The organism is Spirosoma panaciterrae DSM 21099 (genome assembly GCF_000374025.1).
In the GTDB taxonomy this organism is placed as follows: Bacteria; Bacteroidota; Bacteroidia; order Cytophagales; family Spirosomataceae; genus Spirosoma; species Spirosoma panaciterrae.
The window spans coordinates 158937-181252 of the sequence record NZ_KB893179.1; the positions used below are offsets into that span (position 1 = coordinate 158937).

Annotated in this window: 21 protein-coding genes; 9 read left to right on the forward strand and 12 right to left on the reverse strand. The window is 46.6% G+C overall.

The features are described 5' to 3' along the window. Positions 1-42: 42 nt before the first annotated feature. The 3 genes from B153_RS0110960 to B153_RS0110970 all read left to right on the forward strand — a co-directional run bounded on the left by B153_RS0110960 (position 43) and on the right by B153_RS0110970 (position 2521). Positions 43-1350, forward strand: coding sequence for an LVIVD repeat-containing protein (locus tag B153_RS0110960; protein WP_020596751.1), 1308 nt, complete (start codon positions 43-45; stop codon positions 1348-1350). Between the two features lie 12 nt (positions 1351-1362). Then, entirely contained in the window at positions 1363-2007 is a 645-nt protein-coding gene (locus B153_RS0110965) for a hypothetical protein (RefSeq protein WP_020596752.1), read from the forward strand. 322 nt (positions 2008-2329) lie between these two features. After that, positions 2330-2521 (forward strand): hypothetical protein, encoded by a 192-nt coding sequence (locus tag B153_RS0110970; RefSeq protein ID WP_157634638.1) that lies wholly within the window; start codon positions 2330-2332, stop codon positions 2519-2521. Between the two features lie 77 nt (positions 2522-2598). On the opposite strand, the gene typA is transcribed toward B153_RS0110970, so the two are convergent. Both typA and B153_RS38210 read right to left on the reverse strand, forming a co-directional pair. Then, positions 2599-4413: a translational GTPase TypA gene (typA, locus tag B153_RS0110975; RefSeq protein ID WP_020596754.1), complete on the reverse strand. Its 1815-nt coding sequence runs from the start codon at positions 4411-4413 to the stop codon at positions 2599-2601. Between the two features lie 231 nt (positions 4414-4644). Further along, on the reverse strand, positions 4645-4851 hold the full coding sequence (locus tag B153_RS38210; RefSeq protein WP_020596755.1) for a hypothetical protein: 207 nt from the start codon (positions 4849-4851) through the stop codon (positions 4645-4647). A 72-nt stretch (positions 4852-4923) separates the two neighbouring features. Here B153_RS38210 and B153_RS0110985 point away from each other — a divergent pair, with 72 nt between their 5' ends. Continuing rightward, a complete protein-coding gene (locus B153_RS0110985; RefSeq protein WP_020596756.1) occupies positions 4924-5352 on the forward strand; it encodes a gamma-glutamylcyclotransferase family protein in 429 nt (142 codons plus the stop codon). An 88-nt stretch (positions 5353-5440) separates the two neighbouring features. Here the strand turns inward: B153_RS0110985 and B153_RS0110990 are convergent, their stop codons facing one another. The 10 genes from B153_RS0110990 to recF form a co-directional block, all read right to left on the reverse strand. Further along, complete coding sequence (locus B153_RS0110990) at positions 5441-5737, reverse strand: hypothetical protein (protein WP_157634639.1); 297 nt, start codon at positions 5735-5737, stop codon at positions 5441-5443. 80 nt (positions 5738-5817) lie between these two features. Beyond that, complete coding sequence (locus tag B153_RS37635; RefSeq protein WP_157634640.1) at positions 5818-6249, reverse strand: hypothetical protein; 432 nt, start codon at positions 6247-6249, stop codon at positions 5818-5820. A 190-nt stretch (positions 6250-6439) separates the two neighbouring features. Then, positions 6440-7312 (reverse strand): dienelactone hydrolase family protein, encoded by an 873-nt coding sequence (locus B153_RS0111000; RefSeq protein WP_020596759.1) that lies wholly within the window; start codon positions 7310-7312, stop codon positions 6440-6442. Between the two features lie 168 nt (positions 7313-7480). Next, positions 7481-8779: a metallophosphoesterase gene (locus tag B153_RS0111005; RefSeq protein WP_020596760.1), complete on the reverse strand. Its 1299-nt coding sequence runs from the start codon at positions 8777-8779 to the stop codon at positions 7481-7483. A 69-nt stretch (positions 8780-8848) separates the two neighbouring features. Continuing rightward, positions 8849-10183, reverse strand: coding sequence for a hypothetical protein (locus B153_RS0111010; RefSeq protein WP_020596761.1), 1335 nt, complete (start codon positions 10181-10183; stop codon positions 8849-8851). 70 nt (positions 10184-10253) lie between these two features. Then, positions 10254-13688: an efflux RND transporter permease subunit gene (locus tag B153_RS0111015; protein ID WP_020596762.1), complete on the reverse strand. Its 3435-nt coding sequence runs from the start codon at positions 13686-13688 to the stop codon at positions 10254-10256. 53 nt (positions 13689-13741) lie between these two features. Further along, on the reverse strand, positions 13742-14869 hold the full coding sequence (locus tag B153_RS0111020; RefSeq protein ID WP_020596763.1) for an efflux RND transporter periplasmic adaptor subunit: 1128 nt from the start codon (positions 14867-14869) through the stop codon (positions 13742-13744). 51 nt (positions 14870-14920) lie between these two features. Next, entirely contained in the window at positions 14921-16297 is a 1377-nt protein-coding gene (locus B153_RS0111025; RefSeq protein ID WP_020596764.1) for a TolC family protein, read from the reverse strand. Then, complete coding sequence (locus tag B153_RS0111030) at positions 16284-16898, reverse strand: TetR/AcrR family transcriptional regulator (protein WP_020596765.1); 615 nt, start codon at positions 16896-16898, stop codon at positions 16284-16286. Before B153_RS0111030 ends, B153_RS0111025 begins: the two co-directional genes overlap by 14 nt. A 248-nt stretch (positions 16899-17146) precedes the next feature. After that, positions 17147-18262, reverse strand: a complete 1116-nt coding sequence (recF, locus tag B153_RS0111040; RefSeq protein WP_020596767.1) for a DNA replication/repair protein RecF — start codon at positions 18260-18262, stop codon at positions 17147-17149. A gap of 191 nt (positions 18263-18453) precedes the next feature. On the opposite strand from recF, the gene pdhA reads away from it, so the two are divergent. The 5 genes from pdhA to B153_RS0111065 all read left to right on the forward strand — a co-directional run bounded on the left by pdhA (position 18454) and on the right by B153_RS0111065 (position 22275). Next, on the forward strand, positions 18454-19512 hold the full coding sequence (gene pdhA, locus B153_RS0111045; protein WP_020596768.1) for a pyruvate dehydrogenase (acetyl-transferring) E1 component subunit alpha: 1059 nt from the start codon (positions 18454-18456) through the stop codon (positions 19510-19512). 148 nt (positions 19513-19660) lie between these two features. Continuing rightward, positions 19661-20599 carry a ring-cleaving dioxygenase gene (locus B153_RS0111050; protein WP_020596769.1) on the forward strand — a complete coding sequence of 313 codons (939 nt, stop codon included), beginning with the start codon at positions 19661-19663 and terminating at the stop codon, positions 20597-20599. Positions 20600-20683: 84 nt separating this feature from the next. After that, a complete protein-coding gene (locus B153_RS0111055) occupies positions 20684-21331 on the forward strand; it encodes an alpha/beta hydrolase (protein ID WP_020596770.1) in 648 nt (215 codons plus the stop codon). A 12-nt stretch (positions 21332-21343) separates the two neighbouring features. Continuing rightward, positions 21344-21640, forward strand: coding sequence for a muconolactone Delta-isomerase family protein (locus B153_RS0111060; RefSeq protein WP_020596771.1), 297 nt, complete (start codon positions 21344-21346; stop codon positions 21638-21640). Between the two features lie 191 nt (positions 21641-21831). Continuing rightward, positions 21832-22275 carry a barstar family protein gene (locus tag B153_RS0111065; RefSeq protein WP_020596772.1) on the forward strand — a complete coding sequence of 148 codons (444 nt, stop codon included), beginning with the start codon at positions 21832-21834 and terminating at the stop codon, positions 22273-22275. Positions 22276-22316: the final 41 nt, after the last annotated feature.

Genomic DNA, 22316 nt, shown 5'->3' on the forward strand with positions numbered 1-22316 from the left:
TCCTACTTAAGAATCATGAAGTTATCCAGCAGCCATGATTCTATGAAAGCTTCTCTACTCGTTCTACTCCTGCCTTTAGTGTATCTGACCAGTTGCACCGACAACTGTGAGCGGACAACAACGTACCGAAAATATACGTCAGTACAGCTACCGATTTCCGACGTACGACAGGCTATATCTTCCGGCGCCCCCCAGCCACTGATCGAGCCCGGAAAGCTTTATGTGAAAGACCAGTATTTGTTCATTGTTGAGGTCAAAAAAGGGATCCACGTTTTTGACAATAGCAACCCATCTAATCCGAGGGCGATTTCGTTTCTGAGCATTCCAGGCAACGTCGATATGGCCGTACGGGATAATATTCTGTATGCCGACAGTTATGTTGATCTGGTTGCTCTGGACATCAGTAACCCAACAGCCATTAAAGAAGTAAACCGGGTCGAAACGGGTTTTATAAATGGGTTGGTTGGCCGTACCTACTGGTCGTACGATAAAACAAGCATGAAAATCTACGACCAGCGCGAAGAAATTGCCACCACAACAGTAAAAACCGACTGCGAGGGTTCATTTAATATACTCCCCTATTTGATTCCTATTGCCTGGTTTGGCCGATATTACGAAAGCCTGGCTTTTGCCGATGTTGCCTATAATAGCGCCAAAGCCCCTACTACCACCACACCGACAACCGGGGTTGGCGGTTCAATGGCTCGCTTTGCGATTTCCAGCAATCAGCTCTACGTTGTCAATAACAGTACGTTACAACTGTTTGATATTACCAACCCAGCCAACCCCGTAAAAGGAAAATCGGCCACTCTGAACTGGAACGTCGAAACGATTTTCCCTTACCGAAACAGTCTGTTTATTGGCACCACAACGGGTATGTACATTTACGACGTTACCAGCCCTGCCGAACCCAAACAATTAGCCGCTTTCTCACATGTACGCTCCTGCGATCCGGTTGTAGTCCATGACAACTACGCCTATGTTACCTTGCGAGGGACCAGCACTTGTGGCGTTGCCGGTACACAGGATGTACTGGATGTGATCGACATCAGCAATCTATCGGCACCCCGCGTTGCCAAATCCTATCCGCTCGAAACGCCCTACGGTCTCGGCATCGACTACCCAACCTTATTTGTATGTCAGGGAAACAAAGGACTACAGGTGTTTAATGCTTCCAATCCATTGGATCTGAAACCGCAGCAGACCTTCGCCAACGTCAATGCCTTCGATGTTATACCCATTTCAAAAACACTCCTGACCATTGGCAAAGACGGACTCTATCAGTACGATTACGCCAATCCGGCTGATCTGCGCTTATTGAGCAAAATTGCGGCACAACCAGCCTATTAACCTTATTCCACCATGAAAACCGTTACCTTTTTAACTTTATGTCTGGTTGGTCAGGCCGCTATGGGTCAAAACACCCCTACAGCAACCAGTCACTGGCGCACAACCGTTGAAATGGGCGTTCAGATGGGACAGGTAAAACCCGATGTTCCGGCTGGCTATCCGTATTATGGCTACGATATCATCTATAATCCGTATTACAACTACAATTACTCCTATTATCCGGTTCGGGATGCCGGCAACCGCATTGGTCTTACTATCCATGCCTTTACGGGCTATATTGTAAGTCCTCAACTGATCACGGGCATTTCGTTTGGTGTGGATTATTTCAACAACTCCGCTTTTCTACCTATCGCAGCAGCTATACAAGGTGATTTATTTGGCCGTACTAAGCGACTGACTCCATTTTATACGCTGGAAAGTGGTTACGCCATTGCTGGCCCTAACCCGCATGGTAAAGAGTTGAAAGGTGGGTGGTTATGGAGTCCGGGTGTTGGGGTTCGTATCAATAAGGGCAATGGCACAGGGTTTCTGATTAGTGCAGGCTATAAACATCTGGAAGCCAAACAAGTAGCCACTGTCGATGGTGTCCAGATTCTGGCCCAAACCGAACAACGGGTTTACAACCGATTATATTTCCGGATGGGCTTTAGTTTTTAATTTTTCATGTTGTCACATCAATTTGATCAACAATTCATCTATTCTGAAGTTAGATAATCAAAGTAGCGTGGAAATTGCACTTTTAAATGCTGATGCTAGACAGCGGATGAATAAATTTTTGAAAATTATTTATCCAAAACAGTAACCTAAAATTGGCTGGCGAGTCTTAATCAAAAGTTAACTACCTTGCCGCACAATAAGAATGAAGGTGAGGAATTGGACATTTGCTAGTAATATTGACGCAGATTTACACAAAATTTCGTTGTAACTGCATCCATACCTATTAATTTTTTACGAGGGAGATAGAGACGTTATGAAAAAGATGAGTGTTGCAGTTATTGGTGGTGTACTTTTTATCGCTGGCTATTTTCAGGTGCGTCGACAAACAGAGTATGTATCGACAAGAGCCATGATGGTTAGCCCGGTTCCGGCAGCAAAGCCTATGGTGATTCCATTTAAATCTACCTCGACCTTTGCCTTCCGGCTCAATGCTTCTTTTGCGGGTACTCATTAATGAGTGCCTTTTTTGTATAAACAAAAATCCCAGACGATCATTCGTCTGGGATTTTTGTTTATCAGCTAGCCTGGCAATTAAGCCATTGCAAATTTGCTCTGATTACGCTTGCGTTCGTTTTCATCCAGATAGATTTTACGGATTCGCATCGACTTTGGCGTTACTTCCAGATATTCATCTTTCTGGATATATTCCATGTTCTCTTCAAGCGAGAACGAGATTTTCGGAGCAATTTTTACGTTGTTATCCGAACCAGAGGCCCGCATGTTCGTCAATTGCTTCGCGGTAGTTACGTTCACAACAATGTCGTTCTGACGGTTGTGCTCGCCAATTACCTGACCCGTATAAATCTCATCACCTGGTTCGATAAAGAACGAGCCCCGGTCCTGAAGTTTATCAATCGAATAGGCTGTAGCTGAACCGCTCGTCATCGAAATTAACGAACCGTTGATCCGCTCAGGAATTGGTCCTTTATACTCCTGATATTCTTTAAAACGGTGACTCATAACCGCTTCACCGTACGTAGCCGTTAGCACGTTTGATCGCAGGCCGATCAGACCACGGGATGGAATATCGAATTCAAGGTGCTGTAGGTCTCCTTTGGGTTCCATAATCAGCAACTCACCTTTACGCTGCGTGGCTAACTCGATTACCTTACCGGCGGTTTCTTCTGGTACGTCAACAACCAGGGTCTCGATAGGCTCCAATTTACGGCCATCTTCATCCTCTTTGTACAGTACCTGCGGCTGACCCACCTGCAATTCATACCCCTCCCGACGCATCGTTTCAATCAGAACCGACAAGTGAAGAATACCCCGTCCATACACAAGGAAACGGTCTTCACTATCTGTATTTTCAACGCGTAGAGCCAGGTTCTTCTCAATTTCTTTATAAAGCCGATCACGAAGGTGACGCGAGGTAACGAACTTACCCTCTTTTCCGAAGAATGGCGAGTTGTTGATCGTGAACAACATGTTCATGGTCGGTTCGTCTACCGAAATCCGGCTAAGTGGTTCCGGATTTTCATAATCCGTCAGCGTATCACCAATTTCGAAATCTTCCAGCCCCGTTACGGCACAGATATCACCACACTGAACTTCGCTAACTTTTTGTTTGCCAAGCCCTTCAAAGGTATGCAGTTCTTTAATCCGAACCCGTTTTACCGTACCATCCGATTTGGCAAGACCCATGCTGGCACCTTCTTTCAGCGTACCACGATGTACCCGCCCGATAGCGATCCGACCTACGAAAGCCGAATAATCGAGTGACGTAACCTGCATTTGCGGTAACCCTTCGTTGAGCGGAGCCGCAGGAATATTCTCAACAATTGTATCGAGCAGATAGGTAATGCTGTCGGTTGGGGTTTTCCAATCGGGACCCATCCAGCCCTGCTTCGACGAACCGTATACGGTTGGGAAATCCAGCTGGTCTTCGGTTGCCCCCAAATTGAACATTAGGTCGAACACCTGCTCGTGTACTTCATCAGGGCGGCAGTTCTCTTTATCGACCTTATTAACGATCACAATTGGTTTCAGGCCCAGTTGAAGCGCCTTGCTTAAAACAAAGCGAGTCTGTGGCATAGCCCCTTCGAAAGCATCGACCAATAGGCATACGCCATCGGCCATTTTCAATACCCGCTCTACTTCGCCCCCAAAGTCGCTGTGGCCAGGGGTGTCGATGATATTGATTTTTACGTCTTTATATCGTACCGATACGTTTTTCGAGACAATGGTAATTCCCCTCTCGCGCTCCAGATCGTTGTTGTCCAGGATCAGGTCGCCAAATTCCTGATTCTCCCGAAAGAGCTTGGACGCATGAATAATTTTGTCGACCAGTGTTGTTTTGCCGTGGTCGACGTGGGCGATGATTGCTATATTGCGAATTGATTGCATACAAGGTCTGAACCAGGATTTTTGAGATTTAACTGACTGACTTTGATTAGGCCTTCAAAGAAGGCAGGTAGAAAAAATCAAAGTCAGTCAGTTAAATCTCAAAAATCCTGGTCATTTTTTCGCAAAGGTACGAAATTTTACGCTGAAACACAGATTTTTACAACTTTTAAAACGAAAAAAGGCCCATGCAAGGGCCTGTCTCTGATATAAATACAATTTCTTAACAATTGCTTAATGCTTTGGACAACCACAAGGGTTTTTCTTTCGAAAAAGTCCGGTGTTGAACAGCCCTCCACGTTTAGCCTTGTAACCTTTCCGTTTGCGGCCAAAAATGGAAATTTCCGTTGATTTTGTACGAGCAGATGCCTGGGTTTGAACAGGTACATCCATGAGCGTTAGCGTAATAGCCATCAGTAGAAGTATGCGCGACTTTTTCATTGATCAACCCTGTTTTTATCTAATAACGTCAAAATTAACTACTTTCGTCGTCCCGTCAGCTTTTTTTATTGAATGACTAGTACTCCCGAATTTCTGATCGTTTACGGCACCCTTCGCTCCCCGTTCGATAACCATTTTGCTCAATATCTGCGCCAGCGAGGCCGCTATGTTGGAGAGGGTAAGTTTAAAGGACAGGCTTTCGATATGGGGAGTTACCCCGGTGCTGTTTACGACGAAGCAAGCCAGAGATATGTGCATGGCACTGTCTTCAACATTGGTCATCAGAAAGAGAGCATTCTGACTTACCTGGATTACTATGAAGGGGTTGGGGATGATTTCGAACAACCGACTGAATTTATCCGGGCTATCGTTCCAGTGGAAGTCAACGATACCCGAATCGACTGCTGGATCTATCTATACAACTTACCTACGGCCGAAAAACCGCTGATCGAGTCCGGCGATTACGCACAATATATAGGCAATCCTTACAAACCTGTATAACCGAATTAACGACAGAGTCCCGGAGAGTACAGAGATAATTAATTATCTCTGTACTCTCCGGGACTCTGTCGTTACAATTTATCGACTATTATCGGGGTCCACGTGCCCGACCCCCACCATAGCCTCCGCCATACCCACGACGAGCGTTAGGACTTCCTCCACCATAATACCGGGGAGAAGGGCTATAATAACGAGGACGAACAACCTGTGGACGGACCACGACGGGCGGACGATAATATCCATATGGGTAACTGTAGCCATAATATGGACGGCCATAATACCCACCATAGCCAACACCTGTATTTACATAAGCAGGACCACAGCTCGATACCAGTACAACCAGCAGGCTGGCTACCAATAAAGGCATCAATTTTAAGGTTTTCATATCTTTAAAGAATTTCGTTGAACCATCTGTCATTCTCTCTAACGGGCTACCTAACAGCCCGTTAGAATTACTCATTCAAATTACCAGCGGTGACCACGGCCACCATACCCACCTCGCCATCCCTGATTTCTATACCCATATCCGTAATTGTAGTTTGGATAAGGTCGAACCACTACTGGCGGGGCTATAACTACGGGAGGAGGGGGAGAGGCAATCACTACCCTTGGTGGTACAACCACTACGGGAGGTTGTGCTGGGTAAGGTCTCCCGTACGCGTAGTAACCATCGTTATATCTATTATTCGGATAGTTAGGCCCGTACCCATTATAATACCCTCTGTTATTATACCCTCCATTCGGATAGGTCTGACCATATCCATAGCCATTCGGGTAATTCTGGTTACAGCCATTGTTGTTTGGATAACCCTGACCGTAGCCGTATTGAGCAAACGAAACTGTAGCTGCCCCTAATACCAGACAAGCTAGTAACGAACTCCATTTTAGTAGTTTCATCGCAGTAGTGGGTTTTCACCCGGTTTGTCAGTTAGACTGATGAACCGCTGCTCCGTTTAATGTAAACAGAATAAAATGTGTTAAAGTTTAATTAAAAAGCCTGACCATCAGATAGTCAGGCTTTTAGAAACCTCAGTACACAAAGCGAGTTTCAGGCTCGTAAATCCTGTTCGAAAACACGCTTTGTGTACTAAGCTTTTAATTTGTCTTTCAGATAGGCCAGGGCCAGTTTGTAAGCATCGGCAGCCGCTTCTTTATCATAAATTGGGTTGCTTGGATTGGCAAAGCCGTGGTCGGCATCGTACATCTTGATCGTCACTTTTTTGCCAGCTTTCTGCATATTTTCTTCAAACTGCTTTACCGACTCAGGCGTAATGCCCTTATCACGGCTACCAAAAATACCCAATACATCGGTTTTCAGTGTCTTCAGTTTTTCTACATCCTGCTCCGGACGGCCATAGTACATTACGCAACCTTTCGCCTTCTGCCCTTCCATTAATGCCGATTGCAGCGAAAGCATTCCTCCAAAACACCAGCCTACGCTACCAAATTCAGCCTTCGGACCTGCATAGGCGATGGCTCCCTGCTGAATGCTCGTCAGCCGTTCTTTGCTGGCCGAACTCATCAGTTTTCCAGCTTCGGCCCGTTCGGTAGCTACTTTGCCGTCATACATATCAACTGCCAGCACGTTCACATCTTTCAGATCGTTGTAGAATGCTTCGGCCTGTTGTTTGATGTTATCGTTCAATCCCCACCACTCCTGATAAACCAGCAGCCACTTATTCGATGCTTTTTTCGATTTTAGGAAAAACCCATTGGCCGATTGTCCATCGGGAGTCGAGAATTTGATCATCTCACCAGCGCCCGTGTATGTAAATGGTAGTGGGTTGGCATGGAGATTCTGGAAGGCAGGATCAGCTGCCATCAATGCCATTTCGTTCGGGGTTGTAGAATCCGTATTATGGCAAAGCGGAATCGTTTTCTGCTCCTTTTCCTGCACGGGTGTGAGGTAGGAAAACAAGGACATAAAGAAAGAAAGCCCGGTAATAAAGATAATTTTCATGTGCGTTTGATGGTTAATTGGTTAGTGTAACGCGTTGATTAGGCGGTTGGTTAAAACAACAATTGGGTAAACTGTAAACTTTTGGCCTACAATTTACCCAATTGTTGTTTTACTTCGATCATGCTGAACCAGGTTCAGCCCGATGATTCCTATTTGCCTATTCGCTGATCAGGCTTTTACCAATTCGAAAATGGTAATTTCGGGCAAAATACCCACCCGGCCGGGATAGCCGATATAGCCGTAGCCCCGATTGACGTACAGCCGCTGATCGCCTTCCTGATATAAGCCAGCCCACTGACGATAAAAATACTGGGCCGGACTCCAGCGTACATCTCCAACCTCAACTCCGAATTGTGCTCCATGTGTATGACCGCTGAACGTAACGTCGATGTCGGAGTATTTGGGCCGTACTTCTGCGTCCCAGTGCGTAGGGTCGTGGGAGAGGAGTAACTTAACCGGATAGTCGGCTGTGCCCTGATACGCTTTTGCCAGATTACCAGCGCGTAAGGCCGCCGGACCGAAGCCAAGGTTCTGAACGCCAATCAGCGCAATTTTATCGCCGTTCTGTTCCAGAATCTTGTGCTCATCCATCATGATGTTCCAGCCCATCTGCTTGTGAGCCGCTACTACGTTCATCACATTTTGCCGTTCGGCCTGAGCACTCGGCCACTGTACATATTTGCCGTAATCATGGTTACCCAGGGTCGAATAAACCCCCATAGGTGCTTTCACTTTATCGAACACATCAATATAGCTATTCACTTCTTCGGCATGACTATTTACCAGATCGCCCGTAAAAAACACCATATCTGGTTTTTGATTCAGTAGCATCTCCACCCCGCCCCGAACGGCCGTTTTATTGAAAAAACTACCCGAATGAATATCCGAAATCTGGGCGATGGTCATTCCGTGAAAACCAGATGGCAGGTTTTTTAATGGAAGTTTAACCCGGCGAATCCGGTAATCATGGGCACCCGACAAGATTCCCCAGGTAAAACCAACCAGCGGTACAGTGCCGACTACCAACGCTGTTTTCATCAGAAAGTCAGATCTGGAGATGGCGTCTTTAGGTATTCCGTTTACGTTGTCAGGAATTGTCTTTTGAGCCGAATCCACCACGGCTTCCCGAACTTCGGGTTTGTAGAAAAGCGATACGATCCACCGAAAGAAACGCCCTAAGTCATCAATGAAAATAATGAGTATAGCGAAAATCTTCGAAAAGTAGGGGATAGCAATGGCCGCCCAGAGAAAAGTGCGGGTGTTTCGGCTAATGGAATCGGGGGGTATCAACTGCATAGCGACATAGAGCACCAACGTTAGAGCCGTAAAACCCCAGAAGACGAGCGTTACAATACGCTGAGTGCCCTCGGTGGCGGTTCGGCTTAGGGTCTTCACGGCCTGGAATACATACCAGTCGATGAGCAGAAGAATAGCGGGAAGTATAAACAAAAGGGCCGTACGATTCATGAAGAAAGGGGCTAATAGATGGCTAACGGAATGAGCATTCGTAAAGTTTATCTGACTAGGCGAGTTGACTTACTCAACTTTCTCAAATTCAATGATATGCTCCGACATGTACTCACTTTTTTCAGGTTTAATGTTTTTAACGAACAATCGGGCACGCTTTCCTAATCGCAAACAGGTGTGTTTATTCGTGATGTCTTCGGGTGTGTTCATGGGTTGGAGGGAGGGATACCACAGAAAAAAACCCGGCTTATCGAGCAATAACTTCGGCTTTGTCCACTCCTGCGATTGAAGCGCATCACCCAAATCTTTATGGGAATTGAACGAAATATAGATGCTGCTCCCTGCCCACGACGGTCCGGTTGACCTGGCCATAAGCATGACCCAGCTATTCAGATAGGTATTCCAGCTAACCGATGGCCCCCAGTGGAACCCCGCTGCTGGTGCAGAAGCGGGGCCACCTTCCGCATCCATCGGAATCTGCAAGGAAGAAACCGGAGCGCCTACACCGGTGTAGGGCGCATTAAAGCCTTTACCATCCCACCGACGAGCTTTTCCAACCGGACTATCCAGATCACTTAGTCGGATCCGGGCAACACTTATACACTGACCACTCCACTCGGTTCGAGGATCATAGTTTTTTTCGTCGTACTGACCCGGATACCCATATTCGCCATAGAAAAGGTACAGATAGTCGCCACTAGCCACAGCCGATGGATCACCGACACCCCCGGCAAATGTCTTCGAGGTGTTGTGCGGCTTCAGAATCATTCGGGGTTGCAGGTCTTCAATAAATATGCCCTTGTTTTCCCACGATTTACCACCATTTGTCGATTTCATGATACCAATTCGGCAAACGGCGGCTGGCGATGTCGGCCCCGTTATACCCTGCGGCCATTTTTCATTTCTATAGCCTTCACCCGTTGTTGGATTATAAGGTAGGGTAGCGGGGTAGTTTTCGTTATGATAAACGGCATACAACGTTCGGCCCGACTGGTCTTTTGCATCCTGATACACGGTCTCAAACCAAACGGCACCGTGCAATCCGGGCGTGTTTACCGGAACATTTGGGGGCATTATTGGCTCATGAAAATCCGCTGCTTTGCTGGCGAACGCTTCCTCAGCATGGTGACCATCGGCAAATTTCAAATCGCGGGCATCACCCCACAGTGGATCTTCGCCATACTTACCCGGAAAAATTCGGAAGGTGTCGCCCACCCAGGCTTCTGCCATATTGCAGTCGACAAATGAATTGAACAGTACTTTTTTCGCCGGAATCAATCGGTAAGTCGGTGCGCTTATAGCGGTTTCAGCCTCGTCCTTTTTGCCTGAACAGGCAACGATTAGGCTACCCGTCAGGGTCAGAATTGGCAGGTATTTTCCAAAATAAAGCAGGGTTCGTATCATTGGGCCAGCATCTAAAAAAACAATGTCAACGAGTAAAACCCGTTGACATTGTTACCTACTTATTTAATCGTTACACTAATTCTTCTTCAGGCTCTTCTACAGGCTCTAAAGCTGGATCTTTTTTACCGAACCATTTCATCCGAATACGCTCATTGACCCAGTACATACACGGTACAACGACCAGTGTCAGAGTAGTTGAGAATGTCAGTCCGAAGATGATGGTCCAGGCCAGAATGTTCCAGAATACAGCGCTATCACCGCCAATGACCATGTGAGGATCGAAATCCCGGAACAAGCTCACAAAATCGACTGTAATCCCAAAGGCCAGCGGAATAAGACCAAGTACGGCTGCCGAAGCGGTCAGCAATACCGGCGTCAGACGGATACCACCCGCTTCAATTATGGCTTCGCGTAGCGGAATACCTCGCCCACGTAGCTCTTCGATGAATTCAATCAGCAGAATCCCGTTTTTCACCACGATACCGGCCAGCGCAATAATACCAACTCCCGACATGATAATGGAGAACTCCTTGTTGAACACGACGAAGCCAAGCAGCACACCAATCAGCGAGAACAGAATGGTTACGAAGATAATCATTGGCTTCACGACCGAGTTGAACTGGGTAGCCATAATCAGGTAAATGAGCATCATGGCAATACCGAAGGCCGATACCAGGAAGTTCATCGACTCCTGCTGGTCTTCCTGCTCACCACCCATTTTTACGGTGTAGCCATTAGGCACATCGATCTCCTTGACAACTTCCTGAATTTGCGCCACAATCTGGTTGGCATTATAGCCTGGCACCACATCGGAACTCAACGTGATAAGCCGCTCCTGATTTTTCCGGTTAATCTGGCTAAACGTCGTCGAGTAGCTGATGTTGGCAATCGATGTAATCGGCACCTGACGAAGCTGACCGCCCATCACCATATCACGATAAACTACGTTTAGACTTAGCAGTCGATCGATCTGGCTACGGTCGTCGGGTTTCAGACGCACCATGATGGGGTATTCATCTTTCGCATCCCGAAATTTCGACACCTCGGTTCCAAACAAAGCCGTCCGAATGGCCAGCGCAACCTGTCCTGACGAAATACCTTCGCGTTCGGCCTTCTCCCGGTCGATGTCGATAACGATTTCGGGCTTATTGGTAATCAGATCGGATTTCAACTGGTCGATACCCTGGATACCGGCCTGAGCAATTTTCTGCTTAACCAGGTTTTCCAGTTTTTTCATTTCACTGAATTCCTCACCCGCTATTTCGATGGCGATTGGCTTACCCGTTGGTGGGCCGTTCGATTCCCGCTCAACCGAGATTTCACTCCCCGGCAAACCGCGCATGGCTAGTCGAACTTTGTTCAGCAGCGAGTCGGTCGAAATACCATTTCGTTCCGTATTAGGTTTGAAGGCAACCGTAACTTTCGATTTTTGGGGAGTGGCCGAGCGGTCGGGGTTCATCGGATCACCCGCGTTTTTGCCCACGTTCGAGATTACCGAGTTGACAATATCCGTCGCGTTGTTATCCTTCAGAATTTTAAACACCCGCTTTTCAATCACTTTCGTTACTGAATCGGTCACGCGAGCGTCTGTCCCTACCGGCATCACATTATATACGTAGATGTAATCGGGTTCGCCACTGGGAAAGAAAAGTACTTTTGGTTTGGCAATTCCGACAATAATAAAGGTCAGAATGAGCAGACCGAACGTACCGATAATGGCAAACACAGGACGCCAGCCCGTCAATATCCAGGAGATCAACGAACGATAGCCGTTTTTCAGTTTCGGAAGCAAATTCTCCTGGAATGGAACGATCAATTTCGGCGTCAGTACGTAATGGTTGAAGGTGTACAGGATAATCAGCAACACAAACAGGTTACCAATACCCCGATCAATTACGTACCCAATTCCCGCCAGAACGGTCATTATGATCAGAGGGCGCTTTATTTCCTGGAAACCCTGTTTATCCTCGTGATGATCGTCTTCGTGGCGTTTCATGAACGTTACGGCAAATACCGGATTGATCACGTAAGCGACAAACAACGAAGCAAACAGAGTCAGAATAAGTGTCAGGGGCAGAAACTTCATGAACTCACCCACAATTCCTGGCCAGAATAGCAGTGGGAAGAAGGGGGCAATGGTCGTCAGCGTACCCGACAATACAGGTACGAACACCTCACCTGCTGCGGCTTTTACAGCCTGCCGGATGTTCCAGTCTTTATGATCATTAAAAAGTCGGTGTGCATTCTCAATAACCACAATGGCGTCATCGACCACCAGACCCAGACCGAGCAGGAACGCGAACAGTACCATGATGTTGAGCGTAAACGAGGTACCGACTACAGGCCCTAAAACCGGCATCAATACAAAAGCTACCAGGGCCGAAAGTGGTACCGATAAGCCGACGAAAATGGCATCCCGTACGCCCATGAAGAACATCAGAACGAGTACGACAAAGATGAAGCCCAATACAACGGTGTTCACCAGGTCATTCACACTTTCGCGCGTACGTTCCGACTGATCGGCCGTAATTTTCACGTCCAATCCTTCTGGAAAACGAGTTTCCTTGTATTCCTCAATCGTTTTTTCGATCCGGTCGGCAGCCGAAATCAGGTTGGCACCTGCCCGTTTGATCACGTTCAGGGTTACAACCGATTTGTTGTCGAGCCGGGCAAAATCCTGTTGTTCTTCAAAATTGTCCCGCACTTGAGCAATATCGCCCAGGCGAACCGTTGCACCGGTTGCGGTCCGAATCTGTAGGTTCTGAATCTGGGCTACATCGGTAAATTCACCTTTCACCCGTACCGTCCGACGAACCCCATCTACGTTAAGTTCACCACCCGACACGTTGATGTTTTCGCCCTGAATGGCCTGCTGAATATCGGTAAATGCCAGGCCAGCCGATTGCATCCGAGGCAAATCGACATTGATCTGAATTTCGCGGGTCAGTGCCCCAACAATATCGACACGACGGATTTCGGGCATTCCCTCGATCACATCCTGCAAATCTTCGGCATACTCTTTCAGTTGCTTGAGCGAGAAGTTACCAGCCATGTTGAGGTTCATGATCGGCATTTCCGAAAAGTCAACGTCCTGCGCAGTTGGTCCCGAATCCAGTTCTTTCGGTAAGTCGGGCTTCGCTTTATCAATAGCATCCCGAACTCGTTGCAGCGCAACCGAGGATTCGACATCCGGGTTAAATTCAACCAGGATAACCGACACATCCTGCAAGGCATTGGATTTGATCCGTTTTACGCCCGAAATGGACTTTAACTGCTTCTCGATCTGTTTGTTAATTGTATTTTCAATATCGGCGGGAGCCGTCCCTACATACACGGTATTGATGTAGACCTGAGGCACTTTAATGTCCGGGAATTGCTCCTTCGGCATATTATTGTACACAAACAGCCCACCCAGCGTAATCAGGAAGGTGAAAATGTAAATAGCCGTCCGGTTCTCAACGCACCAGTTGGTAAATCCGAGGGTTTTATACTGTTCAAATTTCATAATAAGAGTTCGTTAGTCATTCGTAGAGACACCAGGCAGGATGTCTCTACAAACTAAAAACTGATTTGTTGTCCATCAACCAAATCCTGATACCCAGCCGTAACGATCTGATCGCCCGCCTGTAACCCTTGCGTCACCTCAATCTGACCACCGTACGACTGGCCCGTTTTTACCGTTTTTGCTTTCGCCACTTTTTTACCGCCCTCATCGACTGCTACATACACCAATTGACCTTTTTCGGTATCCTGAATCAGGTTTTGATTGATTACGATCGCTTTGGCCTGCGTTTTATCATTGATTTTGATACGTGCCAGCATGTTGGGTTTCAAGGCGTTGTCGGAGGGTAGGGGAGCCTCGATGGTAAAGGTTCGCGTGGCCGGATCAACCGTCGTTGCAACAAACGAGATGGTCGAATTCAGCTTTTTGTCCAGATCCGGGAAGTCAATCTGAACGGGGTCACCTTTCCGAACGCTACCCGAATAGGTATCCGAAACTTTAGCTACTGCCTTCAACTGCGACAGGTTGACCACCCGAACCAGTCCAACACCCGGCATGGCCGACTGACCAATTTTTACGGCCACCTGATCGACCACTCCCGAAATTGGAGACGTAACCGTAGATTGGCTCAACTGTGCGTTCAGCGTCGATAGACGGCGTTCGAGTGATTCCTTGTTCGTTTTGGCCTGTAGATACTGCATTTCGGTGCCAATCTGCTGCTTCCAGAGGTTTGCCTGCTTTTCGTACATGGTATTGGCAAGCGTCAGTTGGGTTTTAAGTTCAGCAATAGACTCACGTAAAAGCTGATCGTCGACTTTGGCAATGGCCTGTCCGGCTTTGACATAATCACCTTCTTTTACATAGACAGCCGTAACAACTCCACCCGATTTGGGCGAAACCTGTACGTTGTTTTTAGCATCAATTGTTCCCTGCAATTCTACGAAGTGCCGAAACGTGCTGGCAGCTATTGGCGACACAGCCACTTCTTTAACCCGTGTTTCTTCCGCCTTTTTAGGCTCCAGTTTGGCCAGTTCAGACTCCAGCGATTTTATCTTGGCCGTTAGTTCGGTTTGCTGCGACTTCAACTCATCGAGTTCCGCACGTTTGCTTTGCAGGTCAGATTTTTTTTCCTGTGAGCAGGCAGCTAAAAGACTCACAAGAGCAATGATGTAGTATGGTTTCATTTTGACTAGTAACGTTTTAATAGCTTATTTCAAATTCGGGACTTAATTCCCTTAATTTCCAGCGTAAAGTTTGCCGCTGGCTTTGTCGGCATCGACTTTGGTTTGCAGGAAGTTGTAGAGCGAAGCGAAGTAGTTTGTTTGCGCCTGGCGGTATGAGTTTTCGGCATCCAGCACTTCAATGTTTGATCCGACGCCTTCCTGATACTTGATTTTTGCAACCCGGGCTACTTCCTGTGCCAGTTCAACGTTCCGTTTCTGTGTACGTAAGGTTTGCAGACTATTGCCCAGCGTGATGCTCGCCTGCCGAATCTGCAAGTCAATCGTATTTTTCAGAAGTTGAGCGCTGTTCTGCGTTTTTTGTAACGTAAATCGCTTCTGTTGGGCCTGGTACTTCTTCTGAAATCCATCGAATACGGGAACCGATAGGTTAATACCTACTATGGATGAGTTAAACCAGGGCGACACGAATAAATCACCAAAATTATTACGACCTGTATTGTAGCCATAGTTTATAAACGCCGTTAGCCGGGGATAGTACAGCTTGGAAATGTTCTGCAAATCCAAATCGGCTAGCTGAATCTGTGATTGGAGTGTTGAGAACTCGATGCGTTGGTTATAATCGAATTCGGCAGCCGCCTTCAGGTTTTCACGATCCAATGCATCCAGGTCGATGTCCTGAATTTGTTCGGTCAAGGTGATATTATCATTAATCCCCAAGCCCATTTGGAATTTAAGCAGGTAGTAGCTTAGATCGACCAGGTTTTTAACGTTCTGCCTCTCAGCTTTCAGGTTATTTACCTGTACTTCGAGTCTGCTCACATCAATCTTTTCGGCAAAACCTTGCTTATTCAACCCCAGCGTATTCTGATATAGTGTATCGACGCGAGCAATATTCAGGTCAAGCAGTTTTATTTGCTGCTCATTGACCAACACACCATAATATGCTTTGGCCACCTGCTCAGCCACGGTAATTTTCGAAGCCGTAATGTTCTTTTGTGCCAGTTGCCGATACGTTTCAGCCGCTTTCAACCCTAGTCGATACGACGCATCGAACAGGAGTTGATTGAGGGTACCTGTCAAATTGCTCGAATAGTTTACTCCAAATTGAACGGCAATTGGAGGAGCATCGGCAGGAGCATTCGGATTCGCGAATTGAGCGGGTAAGAAAACCCGCTGAATAATCAGGTTGTCAGAAAGAGATCCTGCAACGCTTACCTGCGGCAACGCTACGCCACGAACTTCCTGAATGCGTGCCTCGGAGCTGAGTGCATCCAGACCCGCATTCTTAATATTAATATTGTTTTGAATGGCAAACTGAATGGCCTCATTCAGCGAAAACTCCTGCTTTGTCTGGGCTATCGACGTTCGGGTCCCCACCAGCGTGAGCAGCCAGATCGCTATAGCTATTTTTATATTAGTGAACCTCATGATTGTACTGATTAACATACTGATTATAAATGGTGAAGCCTTGCTCGGTCAGCATCCCTCGTATGAAGTGATGCATGAGTTCATACTGTATTTGTTGCATGGTATACTGATCGGACGGGAATATATCGTTGTTGAAAGCTAACTCGATCTGCTCAACGCGTAGACGGGCCAAAATACCCGGATTTAAGTCAGCCCTGTATAGGCCTTGTTCAATACCTTTTTGGATATTTTCAAGAATAGACCGAAGCACTTCACCTTCTTTATATTGCTTGAATAGGGCAAATGCCTGAGGATAGTGCCGTTTCATATCGATCAGCAGGTTAGGGCTAACCTGGTCCGCGTTTTTTTGAATCATCGCCAATACGTGCATAATCTCAGCCACTGGATTTTCTGCCTCTACGGCTACGCACGCCATTGCTTTATGATCTCTACCGAATTTGTCCTGGATAACTTCCGATAAAATCTGTTCTTTATCCGTAAAATGTTGGTAGATTGTCTTTTTAGAAATCCCTAGTTGTTTTGCTATATCTTCCATCGTTACGGACCGAATACCGTACCGCCAGAATAGTCGTTCAGCCTCTGCCAGAATCCTTTGTTTCATTAAAAAAATAGAACTTTTGCCAGATGAACTTCGGAAACTCAAATATAGTTCGCAGTTTCCGAATTATGTTTGTGTTATATGATGAACGGCCTAAAATGCGGAGTGAAACGACCGAAACTCCCGATGAATTTGGCTTGGTCCAGACAAACCAATGCCGATACAAGCCTATCAGCTTACAAAATATTGGCTATTAAGCTACTGAGGTAGTTCCCTTTTTATGACTTTTTCGCTGACCTGGCTACTACTTATTACTGGCCAATCTCGAAGAACCGTACATCGGCCTGTACGGTGTTGAGCAGCTCACGTGTGCGCTCCGGTCGGGCGTCTGTAATGAAGATCTGACCAAATGCCCCCTCATCCATCTGCTGAATCAGTTTGCTGATGCGTCGGTCGTCCAGCTTGTCAAAGATGTCATCCAGCAATAGAATGGGCTTAACACCCTTTTCGGCTTCGAGTGAATCAAACTGGGCCAGCTTCAGGGCAATCACGAAGGTTTTCTGCTGCCCCTGCGACCCAAATTTTTTCAGAGGTACCTGCTGCCCGCTCCCATTATCAATCAGAAATACATAATCGTCTTTATGAACACCCATTGTGGTTCGCTGTAAAACCGTATCGCGTCGACGAAAATGGCGAAACTCCTCTGCGAAACCCGGATTGCTCACTTCCGATTCGTACACGATGAAGACTTCTTCCCGACCATCGCTCAGGTAGGCATAGTGCTCACGAAAGCCGGGCATAAATTCCTCGACAAACTTTTTTCGGCGGTCATGGATTTTCTGACCCAGATCCAGCAGCGGATAATCGTAAGTATCCAGCATGTCGTTGTCGACCTGGTTTCGGTCAGCAAACAGTTTGAGAAGGCTATTCCGTTGTTTCAGAATCTGCTGGTACATCAAATAATTCTGTAAGTATTCAGCATCCATCTGCGAAAGAACCCCATCAAAAAACTGCCGTCGTTCTTCGCTATGCTCGCGTACCAGATCGGTGTCATTCGGAGCGATCAGCACAACCGGGAAACGGCCGATGTGCTCACTGAAGCGTTCATATGGCTTTTTATCGGCCATCAGCACTTTGCGCTGCCCTCTCTGCACGCTGATTGTGATTTGCACCCGAGCCGGATGGTTACTGTACTCGTGTTCCTCGAAAATGCCATCCAGCATAAAATAATCTGCATCGTGCAGAATACTAAATGCATCCTGATTCTGAAACGCACTTTTGCTCAGCGCCAGAAAATAAACGGCATCAAGTAAATTGGTCTTACCGCTTCCGTTAGGCCCTACAATCACATTTACCTGTTTCCCAAATGAGTATCGGGCGTCTTCGTAATTTTTAAAATTGGTCAGGCTCAGTTTTTCGAGGTACATAGATGTAGCGCATAACGCGATAATGCGTAATTTCGCGGCAGTCAATTGCTTGTTTGATCGAGCAATTTGATATTGGCAACAAAGATACAGTCGGTTTGTTGTAGAAACAGACTCTCTATTCTGTTGACATCGTCTGGATAATTGACATTACCAATCGCCGGCGATTGTCGATTTTATCGAACATACTCCTCATGGCAAGCGTCAAAGAGAAACCCTCGGAAGGGAAACCCAACAAAAATGGTCAGGCTCCGGCAGCCGCAAAAATGCAGCATCCGAAAGAGCGGTATATGTACTGGTATGAGTCGATGCAGTTGCAACGGAAGTTCGAGGAGAAAGCCGGGCAACTCTACGGTCAACAAAAAATTCGGGGCTTCTGTCATCTTTACATTGGTCAGGAAGCCTGCTCTTCCGGCTCTTACTCAGCATTGACCAAAGATGACAAATGGATAACTGCTTACCGTGACCACGGTATCCCACTCGCGCTGGGCTCCGACCCTAAAGCAGTCATGGCCGAGTTATTCGCCAAGCAAACCGGCTCGTCGAAAGGGAAAGGCGGTTCGATGCACATCTTCGACAAGTCGGTCAATTTTATGGGCGGACATGGCATCGTTGGTGCGCAAATCCCAATGGGTGCCGGTATTGGTTTCGCCGAAAAATATAACAAGACCAAAAACCTTTGTATCACCTTCATGGGCGATGGTGCCGTTCGGCAGGGTGCTTTGCACGAAGCGTTCAACATGGCTATGCTCTGGAAAATCCCCGTCATTTTCGTCGTTGAAAATAATGGGTATGCGATGGGCACTTCCGTAGCGCGTACATCGAACGTTACGGAGCTTTACACCCTTGCAGAAGCTTACGATATGCCTGCTGAGCCAGTGGATGCTATGAGCGTTGAAGCCGTTCATGAAGCCGTTAGCCGTGCGGCTGAGCGTGCTCGTGCTGGCGAAGGACCAACTTTCCTGGAGTTCCGCACGTACCGCTATCGGGGGCACTCCATGTCTGACCCTCAGAAATATCGTTCAAAAGATGAGGTCGAAGAATACAAGCAACGTGACCCAATCGAACAGGTTAAAGCAGCGATTTTAGAGAAGGGCCTGGCCACTGAAGAAGAGCTAGCTGCTATTGATCAGAAGATAAAGGGCATTGTGGATGAATCGGTCAAATTTGCTGAAGACTCTCCATACCCACCCGCAGAAGAAGCCTTCAAAGATGTTTACATGCAGAAGGATTACCCCTTCTTACATGAATAACATTGCTTATTTCCTCTTGAATGTCCAGGTAGTTTATCTGGACATTTTTTTTTGAACGATTTATAGTATTTAATTGTATATACATTAAATGTCGATACAATTAAATTAACAAAAACTAATTTCACCCTTTAACTCCATTTTCAGGATTATGGAAACGCTCATCAATGGCCTTCACCACGTAACGACCCTAGCTGGCGACACCCAACGTAATGTCGATTATTATACAGATATCCTGGGGCTTCGTCTGGTCAAAAAAACCGTCAACTTCGATGCCCCCGATGTGTATCACTTGTATTATGGCAATGAAACGGGTTCACCCGGCACCATATTGACGTTCTTTCCCTATGGCGGAATTCCTCGCGGGCGTAAGGGCGTAGGCCAATTAACATATACAGCTTTCTCTGCGCCCACTGCTTCGTTAAGTTTCTGGATGGATCGGCTACATGAACGGAACATTCCTTACGCTGGTCCGTACAGACGATTCTCTGAAACCTATATCAGGTTCGAAGATTTCGACGGTATGGGGATCGAACTGGTCTTTACCGACGACGATAAACGGCCAGGTTGGGATAATGGCCGAATTCCGGCAGAGTTTGCTATTCGAGGTTTTTACACCGTCACGCTGAATGAATTGCGAACCGATCGGACCATTTCGTTATTAACTGACCTGATGCAACATACACTGGTTGGAGAGGAGGAGGGGAGGTTCCGGTTTAAAGCAGGCGATGGTGGCCCCGGAAACTATGTAGATGTTTTACATTCGCCGAAAGACGTTCATGCTTTACAGGGAGCGGGTTCTGTACACCACGTTGCCTTCTCAACCGATTCTGATGAAACGCAGTTAATCATTCAACAACAATTGGCCGAGGCTGGTTATCATGTAACACCCGTTCAGGATCGGAATTATTTTCACAGTATTTATTTCCGCGAGCCTGGTGGTATTCTATTTGAAGTGGCCACTAATCCTCCTGGATTTGCGGTTGATGAACCTGTTTCGGAATTAGGTACTGGGCTTAAACTGCCTCCTCAATACGAGGCTCGTCGGGCAAAACTCATAACCGAATTACCCGAGATTATTGTCCGGTAATTGTTTACAGTTTAGGGTGAACCGATTCAGGTTAAGCACAATTAATCTGAATCGATTCACCCTAAACGCTTAACAAATCTTACAATGCTACACAATCCTAATAATATTCGCACGGCTGGTGTTCCTCTTGAAGAAGCCTCAAAAGTAATGATCATGGTTCACGGTCGGGGCGGCTCAGCTCGTGATATCCTTTCGCTTTCCCAGTATATTCAGGATAAAGATTTTGCGTTTATTGCTCCCGAAGCTCAGGGTAACACGTGGTATCCTTATTCGTTCTTGAGCCCTATTGAAGCCAATGAGCCCTACCTCACCTCTGCTCTTGACGTACTGGCCAGCGTACGCGCTCGATTGCAAGCTGATTTTAATTTTAAACCGACGCAGATTTACTGGTTAGGTTTTTCGCAGGGTGCTTGTTTGGCACTTGAATTTGTGGCTCGGAACGCTTCTGACTACGGTGGTGTTTTCGGATTAAGTGGTGGCCTGATTGGCCCACCTGAAACCCCCAGAGCGTATGAGGGCTCACTGTCGAATACTCCGATTTTTTTGGGTTGTAGTGATACTGATTCACACATCCCAAAAGAAAGAGTATTGGAGTCTGACGCTGTTTTTCGGAAGATGGGGGCAAAGGTTACAACTAAATTATATACAAATTTCCCGCATACAATTAACGAAGATGAGTTAAAGATCGTTAATTTGCTTATAGCCGGAGAAGAACTTCCGGTTGGTACTTAACACCTGTTGCCTATGAGCCAATATATGGTAGAGTTTGATCTTCCGCCTGTGATGGATGAAGGTTTCCAGAATCGGATACCTGCACAGCGGCTCAAAGTTGAGGAACTCATGGAAAAAGGATTCCTTCTGTCGTACTCGCTTTCGATCGACCGGCAAAAACTCTGGTGCATTTTTAAAGCCGATTCTGAACTCGAAGTGTTGGAGTCAATCTCAGAGTTTCCGCTCATAAAATACATGACTCCAATTATTACTGAGTTGATGTTCCATAACATGGTCGCGGCCCGAATACCACTTTTCTCACTGAACTAATTGGCTTGAAAAACCCTTCTAATTGAAGGGTTTTTTATTGGCATGGAAATTGCATTTTTTCTTTAGCATTTTACTAAAAACACGTAAGTAACCAGGCAAAAAGTGGTTACATATACTTACAAGTTATTGATAATCAAGTTTCACGTGAAACAATTATCACTTTTCCAAACACCCCTATTTTGTAAAAAGTCATGACACCGAATGTCCTGATTAGTCAATCCGAAAAGGAGCTTGAGTCTCGATTTGCTGATGATTTCATTGCTCATGTCGATGGAAAAAAAGCGACAACACTCCGACAGTTTTATGAAGAGCTGGCCGATCTATTAGAGATTCCAGACTTCGGATTTTCACTCGATGATTTGAACGACGCTCTGAATGATTTACGCTGGCTGGAAGATGATCGAATCATTCTATACTTCACCAATACGGCCGACCTAATCAGTAAAGAAAGAGATCCAGTAAAGCTCAAAAATGTGTTGAGTATGCTGGATGCGACGGCCGAAGATTGGAAGTGGACAGAAGACGAACTGGATGACAAAAAGGAAATAATTCTAGTCTTTGAAGAGAGCGATCGCATTCGAAAACTACTGGATCAGGAAGGCATCGACTACTTGGAAATATCCAAATTGAAATAGAGCCGATACGCAACAAATTTCCCGAACCTACTGTTACCTAA

Bases quoted from the DNA above. Each gene is read 5' to 3' on its own strand.
- B153_RS0110960 (WP_020596751.1), top strand. From the start codon at position 43: ATGAAAGCTTCTCTACTCGTTCTACTCCTGCCTTTAGTGTATCTGACC.
- B153_RS0110965 (WP_020596752.1), top strand. From the start codon at position 1,363: ATGAAAACCGTTACCTTTTTAACTTTATGTCTGGTTGGTCAGGCCGCT.
- B153_RS0110970 (WP_157634638.1), top strand. From the start codon at position 2,330: ATGAGTGTTGCAGTTATTGGTGGTGTACTTTTTATCGCTGGCTATTTT.
- typA (WP_020596754.1), bottom strand. From the start codon at position 4,413: ATGCAATCAATTCGCAATATAGCAATCATCGCCCACGTCGACCACGGC.
- B153_RS38210 (WP_020596755.1), bottom strand. From the start codon at position 4,851: ATGAAAAAGTCGCGCATACTTCTACTGATGGCTATTACGCTAACGCTC.
- B153_RS0110985 (WP_020596756.1), top strand. From the start codon at position 4,924: ATGACTAGTACTCCCGAATTTCTGATCGTTTACGGCACCCTTCGCTCC.
- B153_RS0110990 (WP_157634639.1), bottom strand. From the start codon at position 5,737: ATGAAAACCTTAAAATTGATGCCTTTATTGGTAGCCAGCCTGCTGGTT.
- B153_RS37635 (WP_157634640.1), bottom strand. From the start codon at position 6,249: ATGAAACTACTAAAATGGAGTTCGTTACTAGCTTGTCTGGTATTAGGG.
- B153_RS0111000 (WP_020596759.1), bottom strand. From the start codon at position 7,312: ATGAAAATTATCTTTATTACCGGGCTTTCTTTCTTTATGTCCTTGTTT.
- B153_RS0111005 (WP_020596760.1), bottom strand. From the start codon at position 8,779: ATGAATCGTACGGCCCTTTTGTTTATACTTCCCGCTATTCTTCTGCTC.
- B153_RS0111010 (WP_020596761.1), bottom strand. From the start codon at position 10,183: ATGATACGAACCCTGCTTTATTTTGGAAAATACCTGCCAATTCTGACC.
- B153_RS0111015 (WP_020596762.1), bottom strand. From the start codon at position 13,688: ATGAAATTTGAACAGTATAAAACCCTCGGATTTACCAACTGGTGCGTT.
- B153_RS0111020 (WP_020596763.1), bottom strand. From the start codon at position 14,869: ATGAAACCATACTACATCATTGCTCTTGTGAGTCTTTTAGCTGCCTGC.
- B153_RS0111025 (WP_020596764.1), bottom strand. From the start codon at position 16,297: ATGAGGTTCACTAATATAAAAATAGCTATAGCGATCTGGCTGCTCACG.
- B153_RS0111030 (WP_020596765.1), bottom strand. From the start codon at position 16,898: ATGAAACAAAGGATTCTGGCAGAGGCTGAACGACTATTCTGGCGGTAC.
- recF (WP_020596767.1), bottom strand. From the start codon at position 18,262: ATGTACCTCGAAAAACTGAGCCTGACCAATTTTAAAAATTACGAAGAC.
- pdhA (WP_020596768.1), top strand. From the start codon at position 18,454: ATGGCAAGCGTCAAAGAGAAACCCTCGGAAGGGAAACCCAACAAAAAT.
- B153_RS0111050 (WP_020596769.1), top strand. From the start codon at position 19,661: ATGGAAACGCTCATCAATGGCCTTCACCACGTAACGACCCTAGCTGGC.
- B153_RS0111055 (WP_020596770.1), top strand. From the start codon at position 20,684: ATGCTACACAATCCTAATAATATTCGCACGGCTGGTGTTCCTCTTGAA.
- B153_RS0111060 (WP_020596771.1), top strand. From the start codon at position 21,344: ATGAGCCAATATATGGTAGAGTTTGATCTTCCGCCTGTGATGGATGAA.
- B153_RS0111065 (WP_020596772.1), top strand. From the start codon at position 21,832: ATGACACCGAATGTCCTGATTAGTCAATCCGAAAAGGAGCTTGAGTCT.